At 60.7% G+C, this 20,217-nt stretch carries 15 protein-coding genes; 1 reads left to right on the top strand and 14 read right to left on the bottom strand.

From position 1 onward, the window contains the following. Positions 1–420: 420 nt before the first annotated feature. From DWY03_RS03680 to DWY03_RS03620, 13 genes are all read right to left on the bottom strand, one after another. A complete protein-coding gene (locus tag DWY03_RS03680) occupies positions 421–1,851 on the bottom strand; it encodes a 6-phospho-beta-glucosidase (protein WP_117634553.1) in 1,431 nt (476 codons plus the stop codon). A 344-nt stretch (positions 1,852–2,195) separates the two neighbouring features. Next, positions 2,196–2,840 carry a DUF4867 family protein gene (locus DWY03_RS03675; RefSeq protein ID WP_117839929.1) on the bottom strand — a complete coding sequence of 215 codons (645 nt, stop codon included), beginning with the start codon at positions 2,838–2,840 and terminating at the stop codon, positions 2,196–2,198. Between the two features lie 144 nt (positions 2,841–2,984). After that, a complete protein-coding gene (locus DWY03_RS03670) occupies positions 2,985–3,473 on the bottom strand; it encodes an S-ribosylhomocysteine lyase (protein ID WP_117839928.1) in 489 nt (162 codons plus the stop codon). A 135-nt stretch (positions 3,474–3,608) separates the two neighbouring features. Beyond that, on the bottom strand, positions 3,609–5,099 hold the full coding sequence (locus DWY03_RS03665; RefSeq protein ID WP_117839927.1) for a glycerol kinase GlpK: 1,491 nt from the start codon (positions 5,097–5,099) through the stop codon (positions 3,609–3,611). A 142-nt stretch (positions 5,100–5,241) separates the two neighbouring features. Next, positions 5,242–6,183 (bottom strand): transketolase family protein, encoded by a 942-nt coding sequence (locus DWY03_RS03660; RefSeq protein ID WP_117839926.1) that lies wholly within the window; start codon positions 6,181–6,183, stop codon positions 5,242–5,244. Beyond that, a complete protein-coding gene (locus tag DWY03_RS03655) occupies positions 6,176–7,012 on the bottom strand; it encodes a transketolase (RefSeq protein ID WP_192934535.1) in 837 nt (278 codons plus the stop codon). Before DWY03_RS03655 ends, DWY03_RS03660 begins: the two co-directional genes overlap by 8 nt. 2 nt (positions 7,013–7,014) lie before the next feature. After that, on the bottom strand, positions 7,015–8,415 hold the full coding sequence (locus DWY03_RS03650) for an L-fucose/L-arabinose isomerase family protein (RefSeq protein ID WP_117839925.1): 1,401 nt from the start codon (positions 8,413–8,415) through the stop codon (positions 7,015–7,017). Between the two features lie 257 nt (positions 8,416–8,672). Continuing rightward, a complete protein-coding gene (locus DWY03_RS03645; protein ID WP_117839924.1) occupies positions 8,673–9,683 on the bottom strand; it encodes a LacI family DNA-binding transcriptional regulator in 1,011 nt (336 codons plus the stop codon). A gap of 182 nt (positions 9,684–9,865) precedes the next feature. Continuing rightward, positions 9,866–11,284 (bottom strand): 6-phospho-beta-glucosidase, encoded by a 1,419-nt coding sequence (locus DWY03_RS03640; RefSeq protein WP_164473267.1) that lies wholly within the window; start codon positions 11,282–11,284, stop codon positions 9,866–9,868. Between the two features lie 146 nt (positions 11,285–11,430). After that, positions 11,431–12,879 (bottom strand): PTS transporter subunit EIIC, encoded by a 1,449-nt coding sequence (locus DWY03_RS03635; RefSeq protein ID WP_164473266.1) that lies wholly within the window; start codon positions 12,877–12,879, stop codon positions 11,431–11,433. A gap of 70 nt (positions 12,880–12,949) precedes the next feature. Next, a complete protein-coding gene (locus DWY03_RS03630) occupies positions 12,950–13,789 on the bottom strand; it encodes a PRD domain-containing protein (protein ID WP_231500758.1) in 840 nt (279 codons plus the stop codon). Positions 13,790–14,038: 249 nt separating this feature from the next. Further along, a complete protein-coding gene (locus DWY03_RS03625) occupies positions 14,039–15,013 on the bottom strand; it encodes a nucleoside hydrolase (RefSeq protein WP_117839921.1) in 975 nt (324 codons plus the stop codon). A gap of 4 nt (positions 15,014–15,017) precedes the next feature. Continuing rightward, entirely contained in the window at positions 15,018–16,013 is a 996-nt protein-coding gene (locus DWY03_RS03620; RefSeq protein ID WP_070097149.1) for a ribokinase, read from the bottom strand. 187 nt (positions 16,014–16,200) lie between these two features. Between DWY03_RS03620 and DWY03_RS03615 the strand changes: the two genes are divergently transcribed. After that, positions 16,201–18,417, top strand: coding sequence for an acyltransferase family protein (locus DWY03_RS03615; protein ID WP_055252160.1), 2,217 nt, complete (start codon positions 16,201–16,203; stop codon positions 18,415–18,417). 542 nt (positions 18,418–18,959) lie between these two features. Here the strand turns inward: DWY03_RS03615 and DWY03_RS03610 are convergent. Continuing rightward, a complete protein-coding gene (locus DWY03_RS03610; protein WP_006235731.1) occupies positions 18,960–20,156 on the bottom strand; it encodes an Nramp family divalent metal transporter in 1,197 nt (398 codons plus the stop codon). Positions 20,157–20,217: the final 61 nt, after the last annotated feature.

Below are 20,217 nucleotides of genomic sequence, written 5' to 3'. Positions count from 1 at the left end.
AGAGCCTGCCGCCCCTGGGATCCGCCACGGGTGCGGATCGGGCGGCCGCGTGGCCGATATGTCGCTCGCAGGTACCCATAGTGCTTTTAGTGTACCGACAGGCGGGCCCAAAAAGCGGGCCACATGTCCCAAAATCCGCCGACGGCGAGGGACGTCGCCAGCGACTAGTCGTTTAAGAACGTCCCCAATGACTAAGACAAAACGAGCGAGGATTTTTGGACGCCCAAATGGCGAGAGTGGATAATCTCCCACTTTGAGCCCACAAACAGGCTAAAAACGGGAGATTATCCACTCTCATTCTGCGGGCGCTCATTTAAGTACGTCCCCAATGAGTGCTTTCACTTCTTTTAACAAAACGCCCGGCGGGCATTAACTGCTCGCCGGGCGTTTTGGTTAGGAGGCTATGGTTGTTGGGAAGCCTTAGGCCAGGTCCTCGCCGTTCGTCTCGATGACGTGTTTGTACCAGTCGAAGCTCTTCTTTTTGGAACGCTTGAGGGTGCCGTTGCCCGCATCATCGCGGTCGACATAGATAAAGCCGTAGCGCTTGGACATCTCGCCCGTGCCGGCAGACACCAGGTCGATTGGGCCCCAGGTGGTGTAGCCCAGCAGGTCAACGCCGTCCTCGGTCACCGCATCGCGCATCGCGGCGATATGCTGGCGCAGGTAGTCGATACGGTAGTCGTCGTTGATGGAGCCATCCTCCTCGACAACATCCTTGGCGCCCAGGCCGTTCTCGACCACAAACAGCGGCTTCTGATAACGGTCGTACAGGTCGTTGAGGGTGATGCGGAAGCCCAGCGGATCGATGGCCCAGCCCCACTGGCTCTCCTGCAGGTAGGGGTTCTTGGCGCCGGCGAAGGCGTTGCCCTGGGTGCGCTCGACATCGGGGTTATCGGCACCGGCGGAGCAACGGGTGCTGTAATAGCTAAAGCTGATGAAGTCGACGGTGTTGGCGGCCAGGATCTCGCGGTCCTCATCCGTCATGCCCACATCGATGCCCAAACGCTCGAGCTTCTTGACGGCATAGGCCGGGTAGTAGCCGCGGCTCTGAACGTCGACGAAGAAATAGTTGCTCTGGTTGTCAATCTGCGCTTGGCGCACATCGCCCGGACGGCAGCTGTAGGGGTAGTAGCTACCTGCGGCAAGCATGCAACCGATCTTGACCTCAGGGTCGATCTCGTGAGCGATCTTGGTTGCCCAAGCGCTGGCGACGAGCTCGTTGTGGGCGGCCAGGTACTCGACGGCCTCCTTGTTCTCGCCCTCCTCAAAGACCAGACCGGCACCCATAAACGGCAGGTGCAAGATCATATTGATCTCGTTGAAGGTAAGCCAGTACTTCACCAGACCCTTGTAGCGGGTGAAGATCGTGGTCGCGAGGTTCTTGTAGAAGTCGATGAGCTTGCGGTTGCGCCAGCCGCCGTACTCCTTGATGAGGTGAATCGGGCAGTCGAAGTGCGTGATGGTCACGAGCGGCTCAATGCCGTGCGCCTGACACTCGCGGAACACGTCCTCGTAGAAGGCCAAGCCGGCCTCGTTGGGCTCAGTCTCGTCACCGTTGGGGAAGATGCGGGTCCACGCCAGGCTCATGCGGAAGGTCTTAAAGCCCATCTCGGCAAAGAGGGCGATGTCCTCCTTGTAATGGTGATAGAAATCGATGCCAGTCTGCGCGGGGTAGTAATAGCCGTCCTCGAAGTCGAGCATCTTGCGCTGGCCGGAGACCACCGCATAGCGCTCGGGGCCGTGCGGTGCCACATCCACGTTGGCTAGGCCGCGGCCATCCACGTCGTAAGCGCCCTCGCACTGGTTGGCAGCCGTCGCGCCGCCCCACAGGAAGTCTTTACGGAAAGCCATGCATCAATCCTTTCGCACGCTGTTGTCATAGGCTCAGTATCCCTGCAAACAACGCGTCGCTCAACGGCAACGGCGCAGGCCGACACTTCTTTTCGCACACGGCGGCCCGGCAGCCGCCCCTGCCTGACACTTTCTGATACCGCCGCCCCAAACCACCACAAAGGGGACAGGCACCTTTGTGGTGGTTTGGGGACGGTTTGTCTCGATCTGTAACAGGTAGGCAGCCAAAACCGGGCTTGGTGTTACAGATCGAGATTTTCGGGCAGCCCCCCGCAGTTTGTCTAAATCTGTAACAGGTAGAGACGATTTAGCCCGCTAGATGTTACAAATCGAGACGGAAGATGCTAGTCACAGGCGATGTCGAGGTTCTTGCCGACGAGGCCCACGTAGCCGCCCTCGGCAGCCTTGGGACTATCTGCGTGGCAGAGAACCCACTTGTCGGCCTTCCAGTAGCAGTAGCTGTCACCGGCGGCAGGCATGTCGGCTGCGGCCTCGGGGCGCGGGCCATTGGTGCCCGCCGGCAGCGCCACCATCACCTGGAAGCCGCCGTCGTCGACCATGCAGGGCGTGTAGTGGAGCGTGGTGTTGAAGACTTCGACGACCGTACCCGCCGGCACGCGGAACGCCTTGACGCACGCGGTGTCGAGCTTGCCGCCCTCAATCTCCCAGCGATGCGCCACGAGCAGGATAAAGTCGCGGGCGCCCAGGTTAAACTCGCTGGCGCGGTGATACTCCAGGCAGTTGAGGCGTGTGTTGTGCCCGTTGCACCAGCCGAGCTGGAAGGAGCGGCCGCCAAACATGAGAAAGCCCAGTTTATCGGCACCCTTGACGCTCTCGAGCTCCGGCGCGCTTGCTACGTACTTGCTGCCTTCGGGGATGGGCGTGGCAGAGAGCGCCTCGAGCACGAGCAACGTGAGCTCGGACGGAACGTCATCCCAAACGTTGCCATAGGATTTGAACTCGGGATCGTTGACAGAATAGATGTGCATGTTCGCTCCTGTTCGTAAATGTGACTATATGAACATTCTAGAACAAACATGAGCGATTTTGAACGCTCGTCCCGACCACTCAACAAAAAGGCGCCCCCGCATAAGCGAAGGCGCCCAATGCGCGCGCTTTGGGCGATAAAGCCCTTACGCCTGCTGATAATGCAGGTGCTTCTCATCGATATCGGCCAGGTCGCGGTCGAGATAGCGACGCGCGAGCCAGTTTGCCATGGGGAGGTTCTGGTCCAGATAGTTACCGCACTCCTCGGGAGCGGCACCGGGGACATCGCCCTCAAAGCCGGCGACAAACTCGAACAGCTCACGCATGAGCGGCAGGATCTCCTCGCTCGTCACCTCGCCAAACACGACGAGGTAAAAGCCCGTGCGGCAGCCCATGGGACCAAAGTAGACAATGCGGCTCGACCACTCGGCATGGTTGCGAAGGAACGTCGCGCCCAGGTGCTCGATGGTGTGGCACTCGGCCGTGTTCATGACCGGCTCCTTGTTGGGCGTGGTCAGGCGCAGATCAAAGGTGGTGACGGCGGCGCCGGTCGCCGGATCGCGGTCGATGCGGCTCACATACACGCCGGGCTCGAGCAGCAGATGGTCAACGGAAAAACTCGCGATACGCTCCATGGCAGTTCCTCTCGGTAGTCAATTTAGGACGGGGCTCTTTTAGCTGGTTCGAATGATCGCACCAATCATACCAGTCAAAAAAGCCCCGTCCCAAATGAGCTACCCGGGAATAGCCTGCGGGCGCCGCGCAGCCGCCTAGGCAGTGTAGGCGATGGTCGCGTCGACGGCGTGACGCCAGCCGGCGATCTTTTTGGCTCGCTCGTCGGCAGGCATGGCAGGCTCCACGATGCCGCGGGCGCCGTAGACGTCAACGACATCGCGCGTGTACATGCCCAGCGCAATGCCGCAGGCCCAAGCCGCACCCAGACCGCTCATCTCGTCGTTGCTCGCAATGCGGATGGGCGAGCCGACCAGGTCGCTCTCAAACTGCATCAGGTACGCGTCGCGCGTGGGACCGCCGTCAACACGAAGCTCGGCCAGTGCCGCGCCCGAATCCTCGACCATCGCATCGATCACGTCGAAGATCTGATAGGCGATCGACTCGTCGGCGGCCTTTACGAACTCCGCACGGCCCGTGGTGCGCGTCATGCCAAAGACGCAGCCCTCGGCATCGCTCGCCCAGTGCGGCGCGCCCAGGCCAGTGAACGCCGGCACAAAGTAGACGCGGCTCGCCGGATTGGCGGCGTAGCACAGGTCGGTGACTTCCTCGGGATTGTTGATGAGCTCCAGGTCGTCGCGCAGCCACGTCTTGACGGCGCCGGCGTAGCTCACGTTGCCCTCGAGAACATACTCGGTCACACCGTCCATACGCCACGCAAGCGAGCTCGAAAGCCCGTGCGAGCTGGCGACAAACTCGTCGCCGACGTTCATCATGACCGAGCTGCCGGTGCCATAGGTCGCCTTGGCCATGCCGCGGCTATGGCAGCCCTGGGCAAACAAGGCGGCATGGCTGTCGCCGAGCACGCCGTGGATGGGCACGGGCGCCGGCAAAAAGCCGCCCAGGTCCGTTGTACCGAACAGGCCATCGGAATCGGTCACCTGCGGCAGGCACGCCGGATTGACACCAAAGGCCTCGCACACCGGCTCGCTCCAGCAGCCACGGCGCAGGTCAAAAAGCTGCGTGCGGCTGGCATTGGACCAGTCGCAGCGGAACTCCGCGCCGCCCGTGAGCGTCCAGACCACCCAGGCATCGATGGTGCCCAGGCACAGCTCGCCCGCCGCCGCGGCCTCGGCAGCCGCGGGAACGTTCGCGAGGATCCAGGCCATCTTGCCCGCCGGATAGTAGGGCGAGAGCACCAGACCCGTCGTGTCACGCACCAGCTCGGCCACGCCTTCGCGCGCAGCCAGCTCGTCGCACAGCTCGCGGGCGCGGGCGCACTGCCACACCACGGCATCGCACAGCGGCTCGCCCGTCGTGCGGCTCCAGGCAACGGTGGTCTCGCGCTGGTTGGAAATGCCAACGCCGGCGATGTCTGCCGGATCGACCCCGGTCTCCTCCACCACGGTGCGTGCCACAGCCAGCACGTTGGCGGCGATCTCGGCCGGGTCGTGGCTCACCCAGCCGGCCTCGTTGACAATCTGGCGATGTGAGCGGTCGGCGCGATGGATCAGATGGCCGCCCTCGTCCACCAGCAGCGCCTTAGTACCCTGTGTGGACTGATCGATTCCGATGATGTATTTGCTCATGTACTCTCCTGTCTCCCCCGTCGATTCAAAACTAAAACCCGACGGACAAGGAGCGAGTGGCCGACCGGCTCATGAGAGCGCAGCCGGCCTGCTCAGAATTCAACCTAAAAGGATTGGTGCAAACCTGTCCCCGATGCACCAATTACTCTGCGGGAAGGACCTCGGCGACCGTCTTGGCGATTCCCTCGCCCGTCAGGCCGTAGTGCGCGAAGACCTCGGGGCTCGTGCCGGTGATGACCGGCGCATCGGGCAGGGAGAGGCACTTGACCGGACGCGGGCAGTGCTCACCCACGACCTGCGCGACCATGGAACCCAGGCCGCCGAAGGGACTGTGCTCCTCGACGGTCACGACGGCGCGCGTGGCACCGGCGGCCTCGATCACGGCCTCGGCATCGAGCGGTTTGACGCAGTACATATCGAGCACCGTCGCCGAGATGCCCTGCTCGGCCAGCAGATCGGCGGCGTCCACGGCGTGGCGGACCATCTCACCGGTAGCGACGATCGTCACATCGGTGCCGCGGCGCACCCAGGTGGCGCGATCCATCTGGAACGGGCACTCGTCCTCAGTGTACACGTCCTCCACCGGGTTGCGGCCCACGCGGATGTAGGCCGGCTTGTTGTCGGCGACCAGGGCACGCACGAGCTCGGCGGTCTGGAAGCGATCGCTCGGCAGATACACGCGCATGTTGGGAATCGCGCTCATGGCGGCGATATCCTGCACGGAGTGATGGCTCATGCCAAGAGCGCCGTAGGACACGCCACCCGAGATGCCGATGAGCTTGACGTTGGTGTTGGAGTACGAAACGTCGACCTTGCACTGCTCATACGAGCGCGTGGTCACAAAGGACGCCGGCGAGGCGGCCCAGGCCTTCTTGCCGCACGAGGCCATACCGGCGGCGATACTCACCAGGTCCTGCTCGGCGATGCCGACCTCAATAGACTGCTGGGGATACTGATCGAAGAACGGCGTGAGCGATGCGGAGCCGCGGGAGTCGGAGCACAGGACGACGATGTCTTTATCGGTTGCGGCGGCCTCGAGCAGCGCGTCGCAGATAGCCTTGCGGTTGGCGATCTTGTTAGCCATTGATAGCCTCCTTATGGGCAGCGAAATCGGCGATGATCTGGGCATATTCCTCATCGTTGGGCAGGTGATGATGCCAGGCGGCCTTGTCCTCCATAACGGGCGAGCCATAGCCCTTCACCGTGTTGAGGATGATGACCGTGGGCTTACCCTTGGTCTCGGCGGCCAGCGTCAGCGCGGCGTCGATGGCCTGAATGTCGTTGCCCGGAATGGAGAGCACGTTCCAACCGAAGGCGGCCCAGCGCTCCTCCTGCGAGTCCTGCTTCATGACGTCCTCGGTGCTGCCGCTGATCTGCAGGCGGTTGCGGTCCACGAGCGCGCACAGGTTATCGAGCTGGTAGTTGCCGCCGCTCATGGCGCCCTCCCAAACCGAGCCCTCGGCAAGCTCGCCGTCGCCCATGATGGTGTAGACGCGGTAGTCGCGGCCGTCCATCTTGCCGGCAAGCGCCATGCCGACGGCCACGGGCAGACCATGGCCCAGCGAACCGGAGTTCATCTCGATGCCCTTGAGCTTGTTGTTGGGGTGGCCGATGTAGGGGCTGCCGAACTTGGAGAAACGGGCCTTGACGTCGTCGAGGTCCAGATAGCCCTCGTGGCAGAGTACCGCGTAGTAGGCCTCCATGGCATGGCCCTTGGAGAGCACGAAGCGATCGCGGTTGGGATCGTCGACGGTCTCGGGCGAAATGTTGAGGTGGTTGGCGTAGAGCGTCATGAGGGCGTCGATCACCGACATGTCGCCGCCGATGTGGCCGCCGGCGCCGGCCATGATGATATCGACGCAATCGCGGCGAAGGTCCCAACGCAGGGATTCAAGCTCTTCGATAGTTGCCATTTCTACTCTCCTCGCAGGTAAGCTTTGACGTCTTCTTCGATGGGGTCGTACAGGTCGGGGACAATGCCGATGTACTTGCACGCCTCGTAGAGCACCGGCACCACGTTGGCGTGAATGGCGACGCAGTGGTGGATGTAGGGACCCTCAACGATCTTGGCCTCGAGGCGCTTGAGGTTTTCGACCTCGACCCACAGGTAGGTGCCCATGCCGGCCGGGCCGTCGATGCCGCGGGCGTTGCCCAGCAGCAGCGAGTACTCGCCGTTGTCGCCGTCAAAGCGGGCAAGGGTGAGGTCGCCGTGCTTGGCCTCGGCCGTCAGCGCGCCGGGGTGATCGAAGGCCAGCGGGTAGGTGAGCTTGGGCTTGACGGCCGCGCAGCTGCAGGGCCAGGGGCCGCAGTGCTGCAACAGCTCGCCGTTCTCGTTATCGGGATGGCGCACGGTCCAGTCGGCGAACATGCCGCGGTGACGGCCCAGGTCGGCGGCCTCGACCATCAGCGCGGTGATGGCACCATGGATGTCGGTCTCGCATACGATGGGGATACCCATCTCGTTGAGGATGGCATTGGCGGCGCAGGGCATAATGCCCAACTCGTCCTGCAGAGCGTTCCAGCACTGAATGGCGCCGGCGTTGCAGCCGTACTTCTTTACCAGGCGCTTCATGGCGATGGCAAGACCGGCGACCGCGGGGACCTTGTCCTCGGGGATGCAGATCTCAAAGCTGTCGGCAATGTGGGCGAGCATAGCTGCCATGGCTTGCTCGTCTGCCTGGGCGTCGCGCACGGCCTGGACAAGCTCGGTCATGGGGATGGGCGAAAGCTGGATGTTGAACTTCTCGAGCAGCTCGCCCTCGTTGCACATGGTCGACCAGAAGTCGAACGGGCGGGTGGCCATCTGCAGGATGCGGGTGTGCTTGAAGGTCTTGACCACGTTGCACACGGCCAAGAAGTCCCAAACGCCACGCTCGAACTCGGGATCGGTCAGGCGGCAGTTGGTCATGTAGGTGAAGGGAACCTGAAAGCGGCGCAGGACCTTGCCGGTCGCGAACAGACCGCACTGGCTGTCGCGCAGACGGGTGCCGTCGGGCTCGGGGCGCTCGTCGCGCGGGCCCCACAGCAGCACGGGCAAGCCGAGCTCGCGGGCAAGGCGGGCGCAGACATACTCGGTACCAAAGTTGGCGTGGCAGAGCATGATGCCGTCGACGCCCTCGGCGCGGAACTTCTCGACGATAGGCGCGATATGGCTGTCGTCGAACAGCAGGCCCTCGTCGTTGATGTCGTCGATATCCACGATCTCGACGCCGATCTCGCGCAGGCGATCAGCCGTAAGGCCGCGATACTTGATCGCGTCCGGCGCGCTAAAGATACTGCGGCGCGTGGGCACAAAGCCAAGCTTGATCTTATCCATGTACGTCCTCCCCTAGTCACATGTTCAGTAAACAGACGCATGTTTCGTTTTGTTCTGTTTACTAAATGTTTTACTCTTCTGTTTAGAAGTTTAGCGCGAAATACCCGTAGGCGGTAGAGAAATCAGCCTAAACGGTATGTAAACGAACTGAACATACAAGGGAAACAAAAAGAGGACCCCGAAGGATCCTCTTCTGAATGACGCTATGTTTACTGCCCTAGTGTGCTTTGGCACGCCGCAGACGATGCCGCCTTCGCCTAGATTTCGCGCACGCTCTGGCGCTCGACAAAATAGGTCGACACGGCGGTCTTGCAGGTGTAGCTCTTGGGGTTGCGGATGTTGCCCACCAGGCGGCGCACCGCGATCTCACCCACCTCGTGCTTGGGAACATGCACCGTGGTGAGCGGCGGGTTGGAGAAGGCGCCCAGAGATAGGTCGTCAAAGCCGATGATCGAGACATCCTCGGGCACGCGAATGCCGTGCTCGTTGAACGCGCGCATGGCACCCACGGCGAGCACGTCGTTCTCGGCAAAGAAAGCCGTCGGCAGGTCGTCGTGCGAGGCATTGTCGAGCCACGCGCCCATGTCGCGATAAGCGCCCTCGAGCGTGGTGCCCAGCGTGACGCGCCATGCCGGGTTTGCCTCGAGGTCCGCATCCTCAAGCGCTTGGCGATAGCCGCGCTCGCGGTCCTTAAAGTTGCGGATACGAAGGTCGCCCGCCAGATAGCCGATTTGCTTGTGACCTTTCTCGATAAGGTAGTCCACGGCACGCAGCACCGAATCGGTATTGGCAATGACCACGGCATCGAAGTACTGGCGGTCGCTCCAGCCATCGAGCACAATCAGGTGGGCGGCGGCGTTAGCGAACAGGGCGTAGTCTTCCTCGCCCAGTTCGGTACCCATCAGCACGATGGCGGCGGACGGGTCGGCGATCAGGCCCTCGACCTGCGGGCGCACGGCGTCCAGGTCGCTAAAGTCGAGCGAGACAAAGCTCGTGCTCATGCCGTGGCGACGCGCCTGGCGCTCCACGCCCTCGATGACTGCGGGATGAAAGGTGCTCTCGTCCAGGATGGCGCCTGTCTTGCGCGCGAGCACAAACTGAATGCTCTCGAGCTGCGTCGACTGCTGATAACCGAGCGATTGCGCGCACTCCAGGATGACCTTGGCGGTTTCCTCGCTCACGCTGCGCTTGCGGTTGAGCGCGTTGGACACGGTTGCGGGCGAAAAACCGGTGATGCGGCTGATCTCGCGGACACTTGCTTTGGCCATTGTTCCCCCTAGTAACGGTCGCGGTCGAGCATCGTGGCCTGACCGCCCCGTGACTCGACAACTAAACGACCGCAAATTCAATCTAAACAGAATAGTAAATGTTTAATAGCTAGTTTAGCCTGTTGTCAAGCGAAGCGGCGCGACTATTCCCCCAACGGGCGTATTTGTCCATCTTAACGTTATTACGCAAGGTCTTCGCCATTGCTTGCTATTACGCGTCGGTACCATTCGAAGCTTTTCTTTTTACGTCTCTCAAACGAGCCCGCACCGCTATCGTCTCGATCGACATAGATAAACCCGTAGCGCTTACGCATCTGTCCTGTGGCGACCGAAACCAAATCGATCGGGCCCCAACAGGTATATCCCATGAGTTCCACCCCGTCGAGCTCGACGGTCTCCCTCATCGCCTCGATGTGGGCCCGCAGGTATTCAACTCGATAGTCGTCTTCTATTTCACCCGAATCTTCCGGCACATCAGGAGCACCCAAACCGTTTTCGACGATGAACAGCGGCTTTTGATAGCGATCCCAGATTTCATTCATGGTGACGCGCAGCCCTTTGGGGTCGATAAACCTCCCCCAAGGCTCCTGTTTTAGATACGGATTAGGCGCCGAGCGAAGAAGGTTCGAATCGAACTGACCTTCCGCATGCGCTTTTGCGACGCGCGTCGAGTAATACGAAAACGAGACGAAATCGACCAGGTTTGCAGCCAGTACTTCGCGGTCATCATCCCGATAGGGCACCTCAAAACCATGGCGGGCGTATTCCTTGAGAACATAGCTCGGGTACGCACCGCGCACCTGGACGTCGGTAAACATGTAATGGCTGCGATTCTCAGCCTGCGCAGCCAGCACATCGTCCGGATCACATGTAGCCGGATAGAAGACACCTGCGTTGAGCATGCAACCGATCTTCGCCCCAGGGCACAGTTCATGACACGCCCCGACCGCACGGGCGCTCGCAACCAATACATGGTGCACGGCCGTGTGAACCGTTGCATAGCGATTCTCCCCTTGCTCGAAGATGATCCCCGCCGCCATAAAGCACGCCTGCGTCATGATGTTGATCTCGTTAAAGGTCAGCCAATAATTGACCAATCCCCGATAGCGCTCGAACACGGTACGCGAATATCGCTCGAACAGGTCGACCAACCTGCGATCGCGCCATCCGCCATACGCATCGACGAGATGCATGGGGACATCATAGTGGTTGAGCGTCACCAAAGGCTCAATGTCATGCGCGCGACACGTCCTAAAAACATCCTCGTAAAAGGCAAGGCCTTCTTCATTGGGCTCGGCTTCGTCTCCTTTGGGAAAAATGCGGCTCCAGGCGATTGATAAGCGCAGGCATTTAAAACCCATCTGGGCAAACAGTTCAATATCCTGCTTGTACCTATGGTAAAAATCAATGCCCTTGCGAGCGGGATAGAAGCTGTCGGGTGCCAACGCACGCGGATCAAGGTCTCCCCGCATGACGTCCATGCGTTGATCGCCAAACGGCAGCATGTCGGAATTGGCTAAACCGCGACCGCCTTCGTTCCATCCTCCCTCGCACTGGTTTGCAGCCAGAGCCCCGCCCCATAAAAAATCTTCTCTAAACATTATGGTGTCGTCCTTTCTATCAAATTCCCGGCCCACACTGTCGAACGCAACGGACTCGGCAAGTGCCGCGCAACAGCACAGTACCGTTGCGCGGCCAAGGGGTCGGACCGCGCAACGGCTGGGGAGCATATTTGTGTAGTAGCCTCTTATGCCTCGACGGATTCAACGGCCTCAGAATCGCCGCTCTTGGACTTCAACGGCATCTTCTCCTGTCCTTCAAATCCAAAAATCATCGCCAACGCAAACGTCACGGCACCGCCAGCAAGACACCCGATGGTGCCAGGGATGATATCCTGAGCAAACATGAGCACGTTCATCCATGGGAAACCAACGCCAGTGAAGATATAGACGTTGGCATGAAGAAGGCTTACCAGCAGACCACCGACAGCACCACCAATCATGTTCCAGGCAAGAGCCTTCTTGTCGCGAAACAGGATGCCGTAGATGATGGGCTCACTCACGCGACCGAAGGCATAGGTGATGAACAAGTTCCAGCCCGTGGCTCGACTCTCCTTGTCCTTAGTGCGCAGGCCATAGGCGAGCGCGATGGCAAGCGTGGTGTAGGCTACAACCGCGGTGCCGGGGTATAAGATGGCGTCGTAACCGTTCTGGAGCGCGGCGGGCAATATGGCGGTATAGATCGGCACGTGCATGCCGGTGGCGATGATCAGATTCCAGAATGCGCCGATAACCGCGGTCGCAGCGGGACCGGCAACAGAGGCGAGCCAAATGATGAAATCGGCCACAAGGCCCATGACAAATTGGACGGCAGGGCCGCAGAGGCACAGCGCGACCGGCAACATCACGAGCACCGTACCCACGGGTACGATCAGAATGCGCAACATATCAGGCGAGATCTTCTTAAAGAAGCGCTCAACATAGGACTGGGCCCAGGTGATCAAGATGACCGGAAGAACAGCCTGGGTGTAGTTGACGAGCTGCATGGGGATGCCGAAGACGCTGAAAGGCTTTCCGTCCTCAACAATAACGAGCATGTCGGGATAAATCATCACAACAGCGATGAGCAGTGCCAGCACAGGACTCGTTTTGAACTTCTTAGCCGAGCTATAGGCGGCAAACACCGGGAAGTAGTAATACGCCGCATCGCCCACCAGGGAAAGGATCCGATACAGGTCGCTCGTTTCGGACATAAAACCGGCGCCTTCGGGCCCAAACAGAATAACGAGCATCTTGAAGATACCGGCGACACAAAAGATCGGAAGGATCGGGGTGATAGCGCCGCTCACGGCATCGAGCAGCTGATTGAAGAGGTGCTTGGGCGCCAAGCGCTCCTTCCAGCTAAGCTGAGGGCCATCGAGTTCCTCGTCAATCGATACCGTGACCTCGAATCCGCCCTGCTTACAAACCTCGTCGTAGACCTTGTCGACCGTGGGCCCGACCACCAGCTGCACCTGCCCTCCGGCGTGCACGACGCTGATGATAGACGAGATGTCCTCAAGCTTCTCATCATTCGAGAGGCTTTCATCCTTGAGGTTGAAGCGCAGGCGCGTCATGCAATGCGTAACCGAAGCCACGTTTTCCGCCCCGCCCACAGTGGAGAGAATCTGCTCTGCCACCTTTTTGTAATTTGCCATCATTGGCTCCTTTGCACAATCTTGGCTTACTGTTCGAATCGGCAAAGGTCATGCCCCGAATGGCTACGGGTTACAATCCTTTTTTGGAGATGATCCGGTTGAGATGGATCATCAGATAGAGTTCCTCCTCCTCGGAGAGCGTGGCGTCCCACGTTTCACGACAATAGGAACCGATATGCTTCACGCACTCTGCCAACTGCGGAAACTCCTCACGAAAGTTCTTGTACATCTGCATGTTGGCGCTGTTCAGCGACTCGCCGGCTTGAATGCGCTTGAACAGGTACCGCAGATGCGTGGCATAGCGAGTGAAATCGTAGGAATCGCGGTCAACGATGATGCGAAAATCACTCTCGACGATCTCAGTGACATCTTCTAGCATATCGTCAAACTGCTTGGTGGGTTTGCTCGCGGTCTCGATGGCCTGAACAACCCGCGCATTGACGAGATTCATGGCAATGCTGGCAATCTCATCCTTGGGAAGCCGCTCTCCGAGCTCCTTCTCGAGTCGCATGACGATAAACTGGGCAGCCTTGTATTCCTTCGGATACGTCTCCCGCACTTCATAGGCAAGAGGCATCGCGATGCGGACCCCCTTTTGGGCTCGCGCAACGGCAAACGACAGGTGATCAGCCATGAACAGCGTCGCATTGGTCGAGAGGTCGTAGGGCAGTTCGTTGGCAACGATGTCCATAACTTTCGCCGCAAACATCACGATATCCGAGGGAAGATCCCTCATGACATCTTGTCCTTTAGGATCAATGTCGTAAAACGTATGCTCGATTTTAGAAAGAGGGAGCTCTCGAGGAAAATCTCCGCCGAAACCGACGCCCCTGCCCATGGCGATGACATCTCGCCCCTGTCCGTCACGGCAAAGAACCGCGTTGTTGTTAAGCTTTTTAATTGCAAGCATGGTGAACCTCCTTTCAAGAACACTCACAGAAAAAGGCATGATAGCCAATAGCAGTGCTATTGCGGTCATGCCTTACGTAACAATCCGTGTTGTATTGCTCTTGGGCATGCCTCCACACAGGAGTAACAATCCAAGATGCAGAATGCATTATAGCGCTCTCCCCGCCCCGGGGACCATCGGGCTGGCGAACGGTAGATGTCGGCCCGCCAGCGGCCACATCGAGCAGATGGGCGTGCTTCGATCCCGAGCCTAGCCTAGGATGCGGGCCATGCGCGCCTTGAACTCGGACAGAAAGCGCGGGGCGTCCACGGTGAGTGCCACAAGCGCGCTCTTGTCGGGATCGGACAGACAGTGCTCGTCGCAGATGGTGCGGCCGCGATACTCGCCCAGCAAGTCAACGCGCAGGTTACAGCCGAGCGCGCCCACGAGCGTGGGATCAATCGCCACGGCAACCGCCAGCGGATCGTGCAGCGCGCAGCCGCCCAGGTAGGGCGCGTTCATTTCGTACGAACCGATATAGTGCTCGACCATGCTCGCAAACGCGCAGCCAGCCATAGTGCCCGAGCCCGTCCAGCCGGCAACGTCGCGGCGCGTGAGCACCACGCGATGCGTCACATCCAGCCCCACCATAGTGAGCTTGCGGCCCGAACGCAGCACGGCATCGGCCGCCTCGGGGTCGCTCGCCATGTTGGCCTCGGCACCGGCGCTCACGTTTCCGGGCACGGTAAGCGCACCGCCCATCACGACCACGCGACCGATAGACATCATCTCCGCCGCATCGCGCTCCAGGGCAAGCGCCAGATTGGTGAGCGGGCCGGTCGCAACGTAGACCAGATCGGGACCATAGGTACGCGCGGCATCAATCAGGTAATCGACCGCCGCATTGCCGTCGGCCGACGTCGCGCCCACCGGCTCGTACGGCGAGGCGGGCACGCTTGCGCCGCCGATGCCGTTCTTGCCGTGGATAAGCGTGGTGGACGCCGGCGGCGTGTAGGGTTCGGTCGCCTTCATGGGACGATCGGCGCCCAGGTACACCGGCACCTCGGGACGACCCAACAGGTCGAGCACCGCCAAGCAGTTGTGCGCCGACTGCTCGACGCGCACGTTGCCAAAGCACGTGGTGATGCCGACGAGCTCCACCTCGGGGCTCGCGATGGCGTAGGCAAGCGCCATCGCATCATCCACACCCATATCCAGATCAAGGATCAGCTTCTTGGTTGCCATTGTTCTACTCCGCTTCTCCGTCTACATCCAAACCGTCTAAACCAAACTTGTGCTCGACTTCCGCACGCGTGGGAATTGATTGCTGAGCGCCCAGGCGCGACACCGTCACCGCCGAGGCGCGAGCACCCGCCGCCATGCACTCAAAGAGCGGCAGGCCCTCCAGACGAGCCGCCGCCAACGCGCCGATAAACGTATCGCCCGCGGCCGTCGTATCGACCACCGCGCTCGAAAGCGCCGGCATGCGCAGCGGCTCACCGCCATCGCCGAGCGTAACCGAGCCGGCGCCGCCCAACGTGATGACCGCAGCCCCGGCGCCCTTGTCGAGCAGCGCATTGAGCGCGGCGACGCAACTCGCATCATCCGTGGGCAGAATGCCCGTCAGTACCTGGCACTCGGTCTCGTTGGGGCAGACCAGGTCGACCGCTGGCCACGCTCCTGCCGGCAGGTCGCAGGCGGGCGCCGGGTTAAAGATCGTATAGAACCCCAGCTCGTGAGCGCAAGCAAGCGCCCCGGCCGTCGCCGCAAGGTCACATTCGCCCTGGGCGATAAAGACGCCGCCAGCAGCCGGGGCAATCTCGCTGGCATCGCCGTCGAGCTCGTCGGCCACCAAGCGCCTCAGTGCGCGGGCAACGTCCTCGCCCGCAAGCGCATGGTTGGCGCCCGGCGACAGCACGATGCGGTTGTCGCTCTCACAGCGAATGATAGTCGCAGTACCGGTCTCCACGTCGTCGAGACGTGTCACGGACTCAACGCCCACGCCGGCATCTTGGAGCCCTGCCACAAGCGCATCGCCAAAGGTATCGCGCCCAACAGCGCCGATCATGCACGTGCGCGCACCCATGCGCGCAGCGGCAACGGCCTGATTGGCTCCCTTACCGCCGGCGTTGGTGATAAAACCGCTGCCATCGACCGTCTCGCCCGCGCGCGGCATGCGCTCGCACGCCACCGAAAGGTCCATGTTCATGCTGCCGAACACCGCAACGATGCTGTGATCCGCCATGGAAACCTCCTCGTCTTCGGGCTTTGCGCCCACCATCGACCAACGATTGTGCACTCTCGCACCCCCTATAACTTTAGTCCACTTTGATGTGGACGCGCGCTTGAGCTTGCGCCAGCAGCAAGCATTCACAGGGGCAGGCAGCTACAATGAATACGTGCTGATTATTCTCGTCATTGGATGATGTTTTATGGAACAATTCTCGCAATCGGGCTCGCGCGGTCGACGCCGCACGGGCAACGAGCCGGCGCCGCACGAACGCGTGAAGGGCGAGCGCCGTGCCAACGAGCCGCGACGCACCGCGAGCCCCCATCGCGCTTCTGCCAACAACGCTGGCCGCGCCAACACTCCCGCCGCGGAGCAGACGCCTGCTCGCCCCAAGTCCCGCTACATCCCTGCGCTCGACGGCCTGCGCACGCTTGCCGTCGTCGCGGTGGTGCTCTATCACCTCAACCTCACGTGGGCTCAGGGCGGCCTGCTTGGCGTCACGATCTTCTTTGTGCTTTCGGGCTATCTGATCACACGCCTGCTACTCAACGAAGTCGCTAAGACCGGCCGCATCGACCTCAAGAGCTTCTGGATCCGCCGCATCCGTCGCCTGGTCCCCGCCGTGGTGACCGTTGTGGTTGTAACCTGTGCGCTGTGCACCGTCTTCAACCACGTGATGCTCACCAAGATGCGTCCCGACATTCTGCCGTCGCTGCTGTTCTTTAACAACTGGTGGCAGATTATGCAGGACGTTTCGTACTTCAACGCCCTGGGCGACCCCTCGCCGCTTACGCACTTTTGGTCGCTCGCCATCGAGGAACAATTCTACCTGGTTTGGCCACCGCTGCTGTTTGCCATGGTGTCCATGCATGTGAGCAAACCCAACACGCGCCGTATGGTCCTGGGACTCGCAGCGGTATCCGCCCTTGCCATGATGGTGCTCTACAACCCTGCCGCCGACCCCAGCCGCGTGTACTACGGCACCGACACCCGCGTCTTCTCGCTGCTGCTGGGCGCCTGGATGGCCTTTATCCCCGATCGCGACCTGGCGCCGGTGCGTCTCGCTCATCGTTTGGGGCTCAATCGCCTGGCTGGCGCCGCCAAGCACGGCAAGAACGCCGAGGGCAAGCCTGGCGAGAAGGCCGACAACGCAGCCGAGACCGTCCCGGCACAGCCGAGCGCCCTCGTGCGCTTTTGGTCCTCGCCCGCATCCATCGATGTGTTGGGCGTCGTGGGTCTGGTTGGCCTTGCCGCCATGGTCGCGCTCACCAACGGCTACACCGCGTTCCAGTATCGCGGCGGCACGCTGCTATGCTCCATCCTCACGCTCATGGTCATCGCGGCCTGCGTGCAGCCCCAGGGAATGGTTGCCCGCGCACTGTCCGCCGAGCCGCTCGTGTGGGTTGGCAAGCGCTCGTACAGCATCTACCTGTGGCACTATCCGCTACTGTTGCTCATGAACCCGGTCGCCAACATCAACGATACGCCGTGGTGGCAGTACATTTTGCAGGTGTTGTTGGTGGTCGCCGTAGCCGAATGTTCATATCGCTTTATCGAGACGCCGTTTAGAAAGGGCGCCTTTGGGCGCACCGTATCCGAGTTCCGCGACGGCACCACCGCGCCCGCCAACTGGGTGCGCGCGCACGTCCCTGTCTGCGCAGCCTGCGCTGTCGTGTTGGTCGTTGCACTGGGCGGCCTGATCTTTGTGCCGGAGACCTCCGCACTGAGCGGTGAGGGCGCCGAAGTCCTCAACAAGGAAGCCAAAAACACCGCGCCCACAGACCAACAGGCGGCCGACGACACCGACAAGGACAACGACGGCTTCCCCGATGGCTCCTACGACCTGTTGATGATCGGTGACTCCGTGTCGCTGCGCGCCGTTGATTCCTTTGACGGCGTGTTCCCGCACAGCCATATCGATGCCGAAAAGGGCCGCCAGTTTGATGCGGGCCGCGCGACATTTGAGGGCTATCTCCAACAGAACCTTGCCGGCAAGATCGTGGTCTTTGCACTGGGCACCAACGGCTTGGTAACCGACGACCAGATCGACGCCATCATGACCGATGCAGGAGATAAGCGTATTGTGGTGTTTGTGAACACGCGCAGCCCGCAGCCGTGGGTTGGCTCTACCAACCAGGCCATCGCCAACGCTGCTACGCGCTACAAGAACGTGCGCGTTATCGACTGGTACGGATACAGTGCCAATCGCAACGACCTGTTCGATGGCGATGGCACGCACCTGTCGACCACTGGCGTGACTGAGTACCTCAACTTGATCCACGATGCAGTCAAGAAGGACCTGCCCGTGCATCCCGAGGATCACGTCAACGATCTGCAGCCGGCGGCCGTCAAGTCTGCCACCGACGCGCTCGTCAATGCGCTCGCTCTCAAGCCGCACAAGCTGGGCACCGACAAGTAACCTGCAGCGCAAACTTCCCACATCCGGAGGGGTGCGCCACGGCAGGCACCCCCTCCGACAGTTAGGGACGTTCCTTATGTGCCGGCACCCAGGGACACTCCTGACACAGCCGAGGAACGCCCTCCTTGCGACCAAATTCTGGGCGCCTCGCCACCCCGAACGTTGTTTCCAAGCCCACACCCGCAGCAAACAACCCAAAATCACTCTTTTCGAGCCGGCTCCAAGGGGTCGTGGACAAAAAGGGGCAAATATGAGTACTGTTACCATTTTAGTAGCAGGCAAAACCACCCAAAATGACGTCCGAGCGACCCCTACAACCCCCTAAAGCAGCCAACCTGACTGGTTTAAGACATATTGGAGCCAATTTTAATGAACATACTATCGGCTATGTCCATTATCTTCTTGGATGTAAATGCTATTCACTTAGCAACAGTACTCATATTTGGCATTTTTTGTCCACTGCCATATAACTAATGCCCTATAGCGGGCAAAAAACAGGCCGCAGTCCATCGCTGCGGCCTGTTCGGAAGCAAAAGTGGGCGTTAAGCGCTGTAGCCCATCGCCTGCAGGACAAACATGACGACCGTGAGCACCGTAATCACGCCGATAGTCGCCCACGTGAGCACGTTCCATACGCGGCCGTTGCGGTTGGCGCCCATAATGTGACGGTCGGCGGCGATAACCACCTGGAACACCAGAACCACGGGCAGTAGCACGCCATTGATGACCTGCGAGGTCATCATAATCTGGAACAGATCGACGCCGGGCATAAGCACCAGCACGGCAGAGATACCGATGATGGCCGTAATGATGCCGCGATAGACCGGGGCCTCGTCCCAGCTGCGGTCGGCACCGCGCTCCCAGCCAAATGCCTCGCAGATAGCGCTCGACGTAACGCCCGGCAGCACGCAGGCAGCCAAGAAACTCGCCGCGACCAGGCCCGAGGCAAACAGTACCGTAGACCACTGACCCGCAATAGGCTCCAGCGCGCGGGCAGCATCGGCAGCATCGCTAATCTGAATACCCGCCGGGAACAACACCGTGCCGGTCGTGATGATAATAAAGCCGGCAATAACATCGGCGGCAAGCGAGCCGCTCACGGTATCAATACGCTGCAGCACGATGTCGTCCTCGCCCGCGTTCTTATCGACCACGTTGTTCTGCGCCAAGAAAATCATCCACGGCGCGATGGTGGTACCGATCGTTGCGACCACGAGCGACACGTAGCTGGGGTCATTTTGAATGTTAGGCACGACCAGGTCGACCGCGACCTCACCCCAGTTGGGGCCAGCCATAAACGCGGCGACGATGTAGGTCACGAACACGCAGCTCACCAGCAGCAGAATCTTCTCGATGCGCTGGAAACTCCCCGACATGGTAAGCATCCACACCAGCAGCGCCACCAACGGCACCGAGATGCTCGCCGGCACGCCAAAGAGGGCAAGGCCGCTCGCAATACCCGCAAACTCCGAAATGGTCACAGCCGTGTTGGCGATCAACAGCGCCGCCATAGCAAGTACACTCTTGCGCACGCCAAAGCGCTCGCGAATGAGCGATGCCAGGCCCTTGCCCGTCACGCAGCCGCAACGCGCCGCGGTCTCCTGCGTCACGATGAGCAGCACAGTCATGACGGGAAGCATCCAGAGCATCTTGTAGCCATAGCTGGCACCCGCACTGGAATACGTTGCAATGCCGCCGGCGTCATTGCCCGAAAGCGCCGCCAGCAGACCGGGACCCATAGCGCCAAAGATGGCCGCGATGGTCAGCTTTTGCTTGGTGCCCGACTTTTGCTTGGTATTT

This window comes from Collinsella sp. AF23-2 (genome assembly GCF_003459245.1).
Classification (GTDB): Bacteria; Actinomycetota; Coriobacteriia; order Coriobacteriales; family Coriobacteriaceae; genus Collinsella.
The sequence above is the reverse complement of the archived record's forward strand: the minus strand, read 5'-3'. Positions and strand labels throughout refer to the sequence as shown.

Bases quoted from the DNA above. Each gene is read 5' to 3' on its own strand.
- DWY03_RS03650 (WP_117839925.1), bottom strand. From the start codon at position 8,415: ATGGATAAGATCAAGCTTGGCTTTGTGCCCACGCGCCGCAGTATCTTT.
- DWY03_RS03645 (WP_117839924.1), bottom strand. From the start codon at position 9,683: ATGGCCAAAGCAAGTGTCCGCGAGATCAGCCGCATCACCGGTTTTTCG.
- DWY03_RS03665 (WP_117839927.1), bottom strand. From the start codon at position 5,099: ATGAGCAAATACATCATCGGAATCGATCAGTCCACACAGGGTACTAAG.
- DWY03_RS03620 (WP_070097149.1), bottom strand. From the start codon at position 16,013: ATGGCGGATCACAGCATCGTTGCGGTGTTCGGCAGCATGAACATGGAC.
- DWY03_RS03615 (WP_055252160.1), top strand. From the start codon at position 16,201: ATGGAACAATTCTCGCAATCGGGCTCGCGCGGTCGACGCCGCACGGGC.
- DWY03_RS03625 (WP_117839921.1), bottom strand. From the start codon at position 15,013: ATGGCAACCAAGAAGCTGATCCTTGATCTGGATATGGGTGTGGATGAT.
- DWY03_RS03660 (WP_117839926.1), bottom strand. From the start codon at position 6,183: ATGGCTAACAAGATCGCCAACCGCAAGGCTATCTGCGACGCGCTGCTC.
- DWY03_RS03655 (WP_192934535.1), bottom strand. From the start codon at position 7,012: ATGGCAACTATCGAAGAGCTTGAATCCCTGCGTTGGGACCTTCGCCGC.
- DWY03_RS03670 (WP_117839928.1), bottom strand. From the start codon at position 3,473: ATGGAGCGTATCGCGAGTTTTTCCGTTGACCATCTGCTGCTCGAGCCC.
- DWY03_RS03640 (WP_164473267.1), bottom strand. From the start codon at position 11,284: ATGTTTAGAGAAGATTTTTTATGGGGCGGGGCTCTGGCTGCAAACCAG.
- DWY03_RS03630 (WP_231500758.1), bottom strand. From the start codon at position 13,789: ATGCTTGCAATTAAAAAGCTTAACAACAACGCGGTTCTTTGCCGTGAC.
- DWY03_RS03680 (WP_117634553.1), bottom strand. From the start codon at position 1,851: ATGGCTTTCCGTAAAGACTTCCTGTGGGGCGGCGCGACGGCTGCCAAC.
- DWY03_RS03635 (WP_164473266.1), bottom strand. From the start codon at position 12,879: ATGGCAAATTACAAAAAGGTGGCAGAGCAGATTCTCTCCACTGTGGGC.
- DWY03_RS03675 (WP_117839929.1), bottom strand. From the start codon at position 2,840: ATGCACATCTATTCTGTCAACGATCCCGAGTTCAAATCCTATGGCAAC.
- DWY03_RS03610 (WP_006235731.1), bottom strand. From the start codon at position 20,156: ATGGGTCCCGGTCTGCTGGCGGCGCTTTCGGGCAATGACGCCGGCGGC.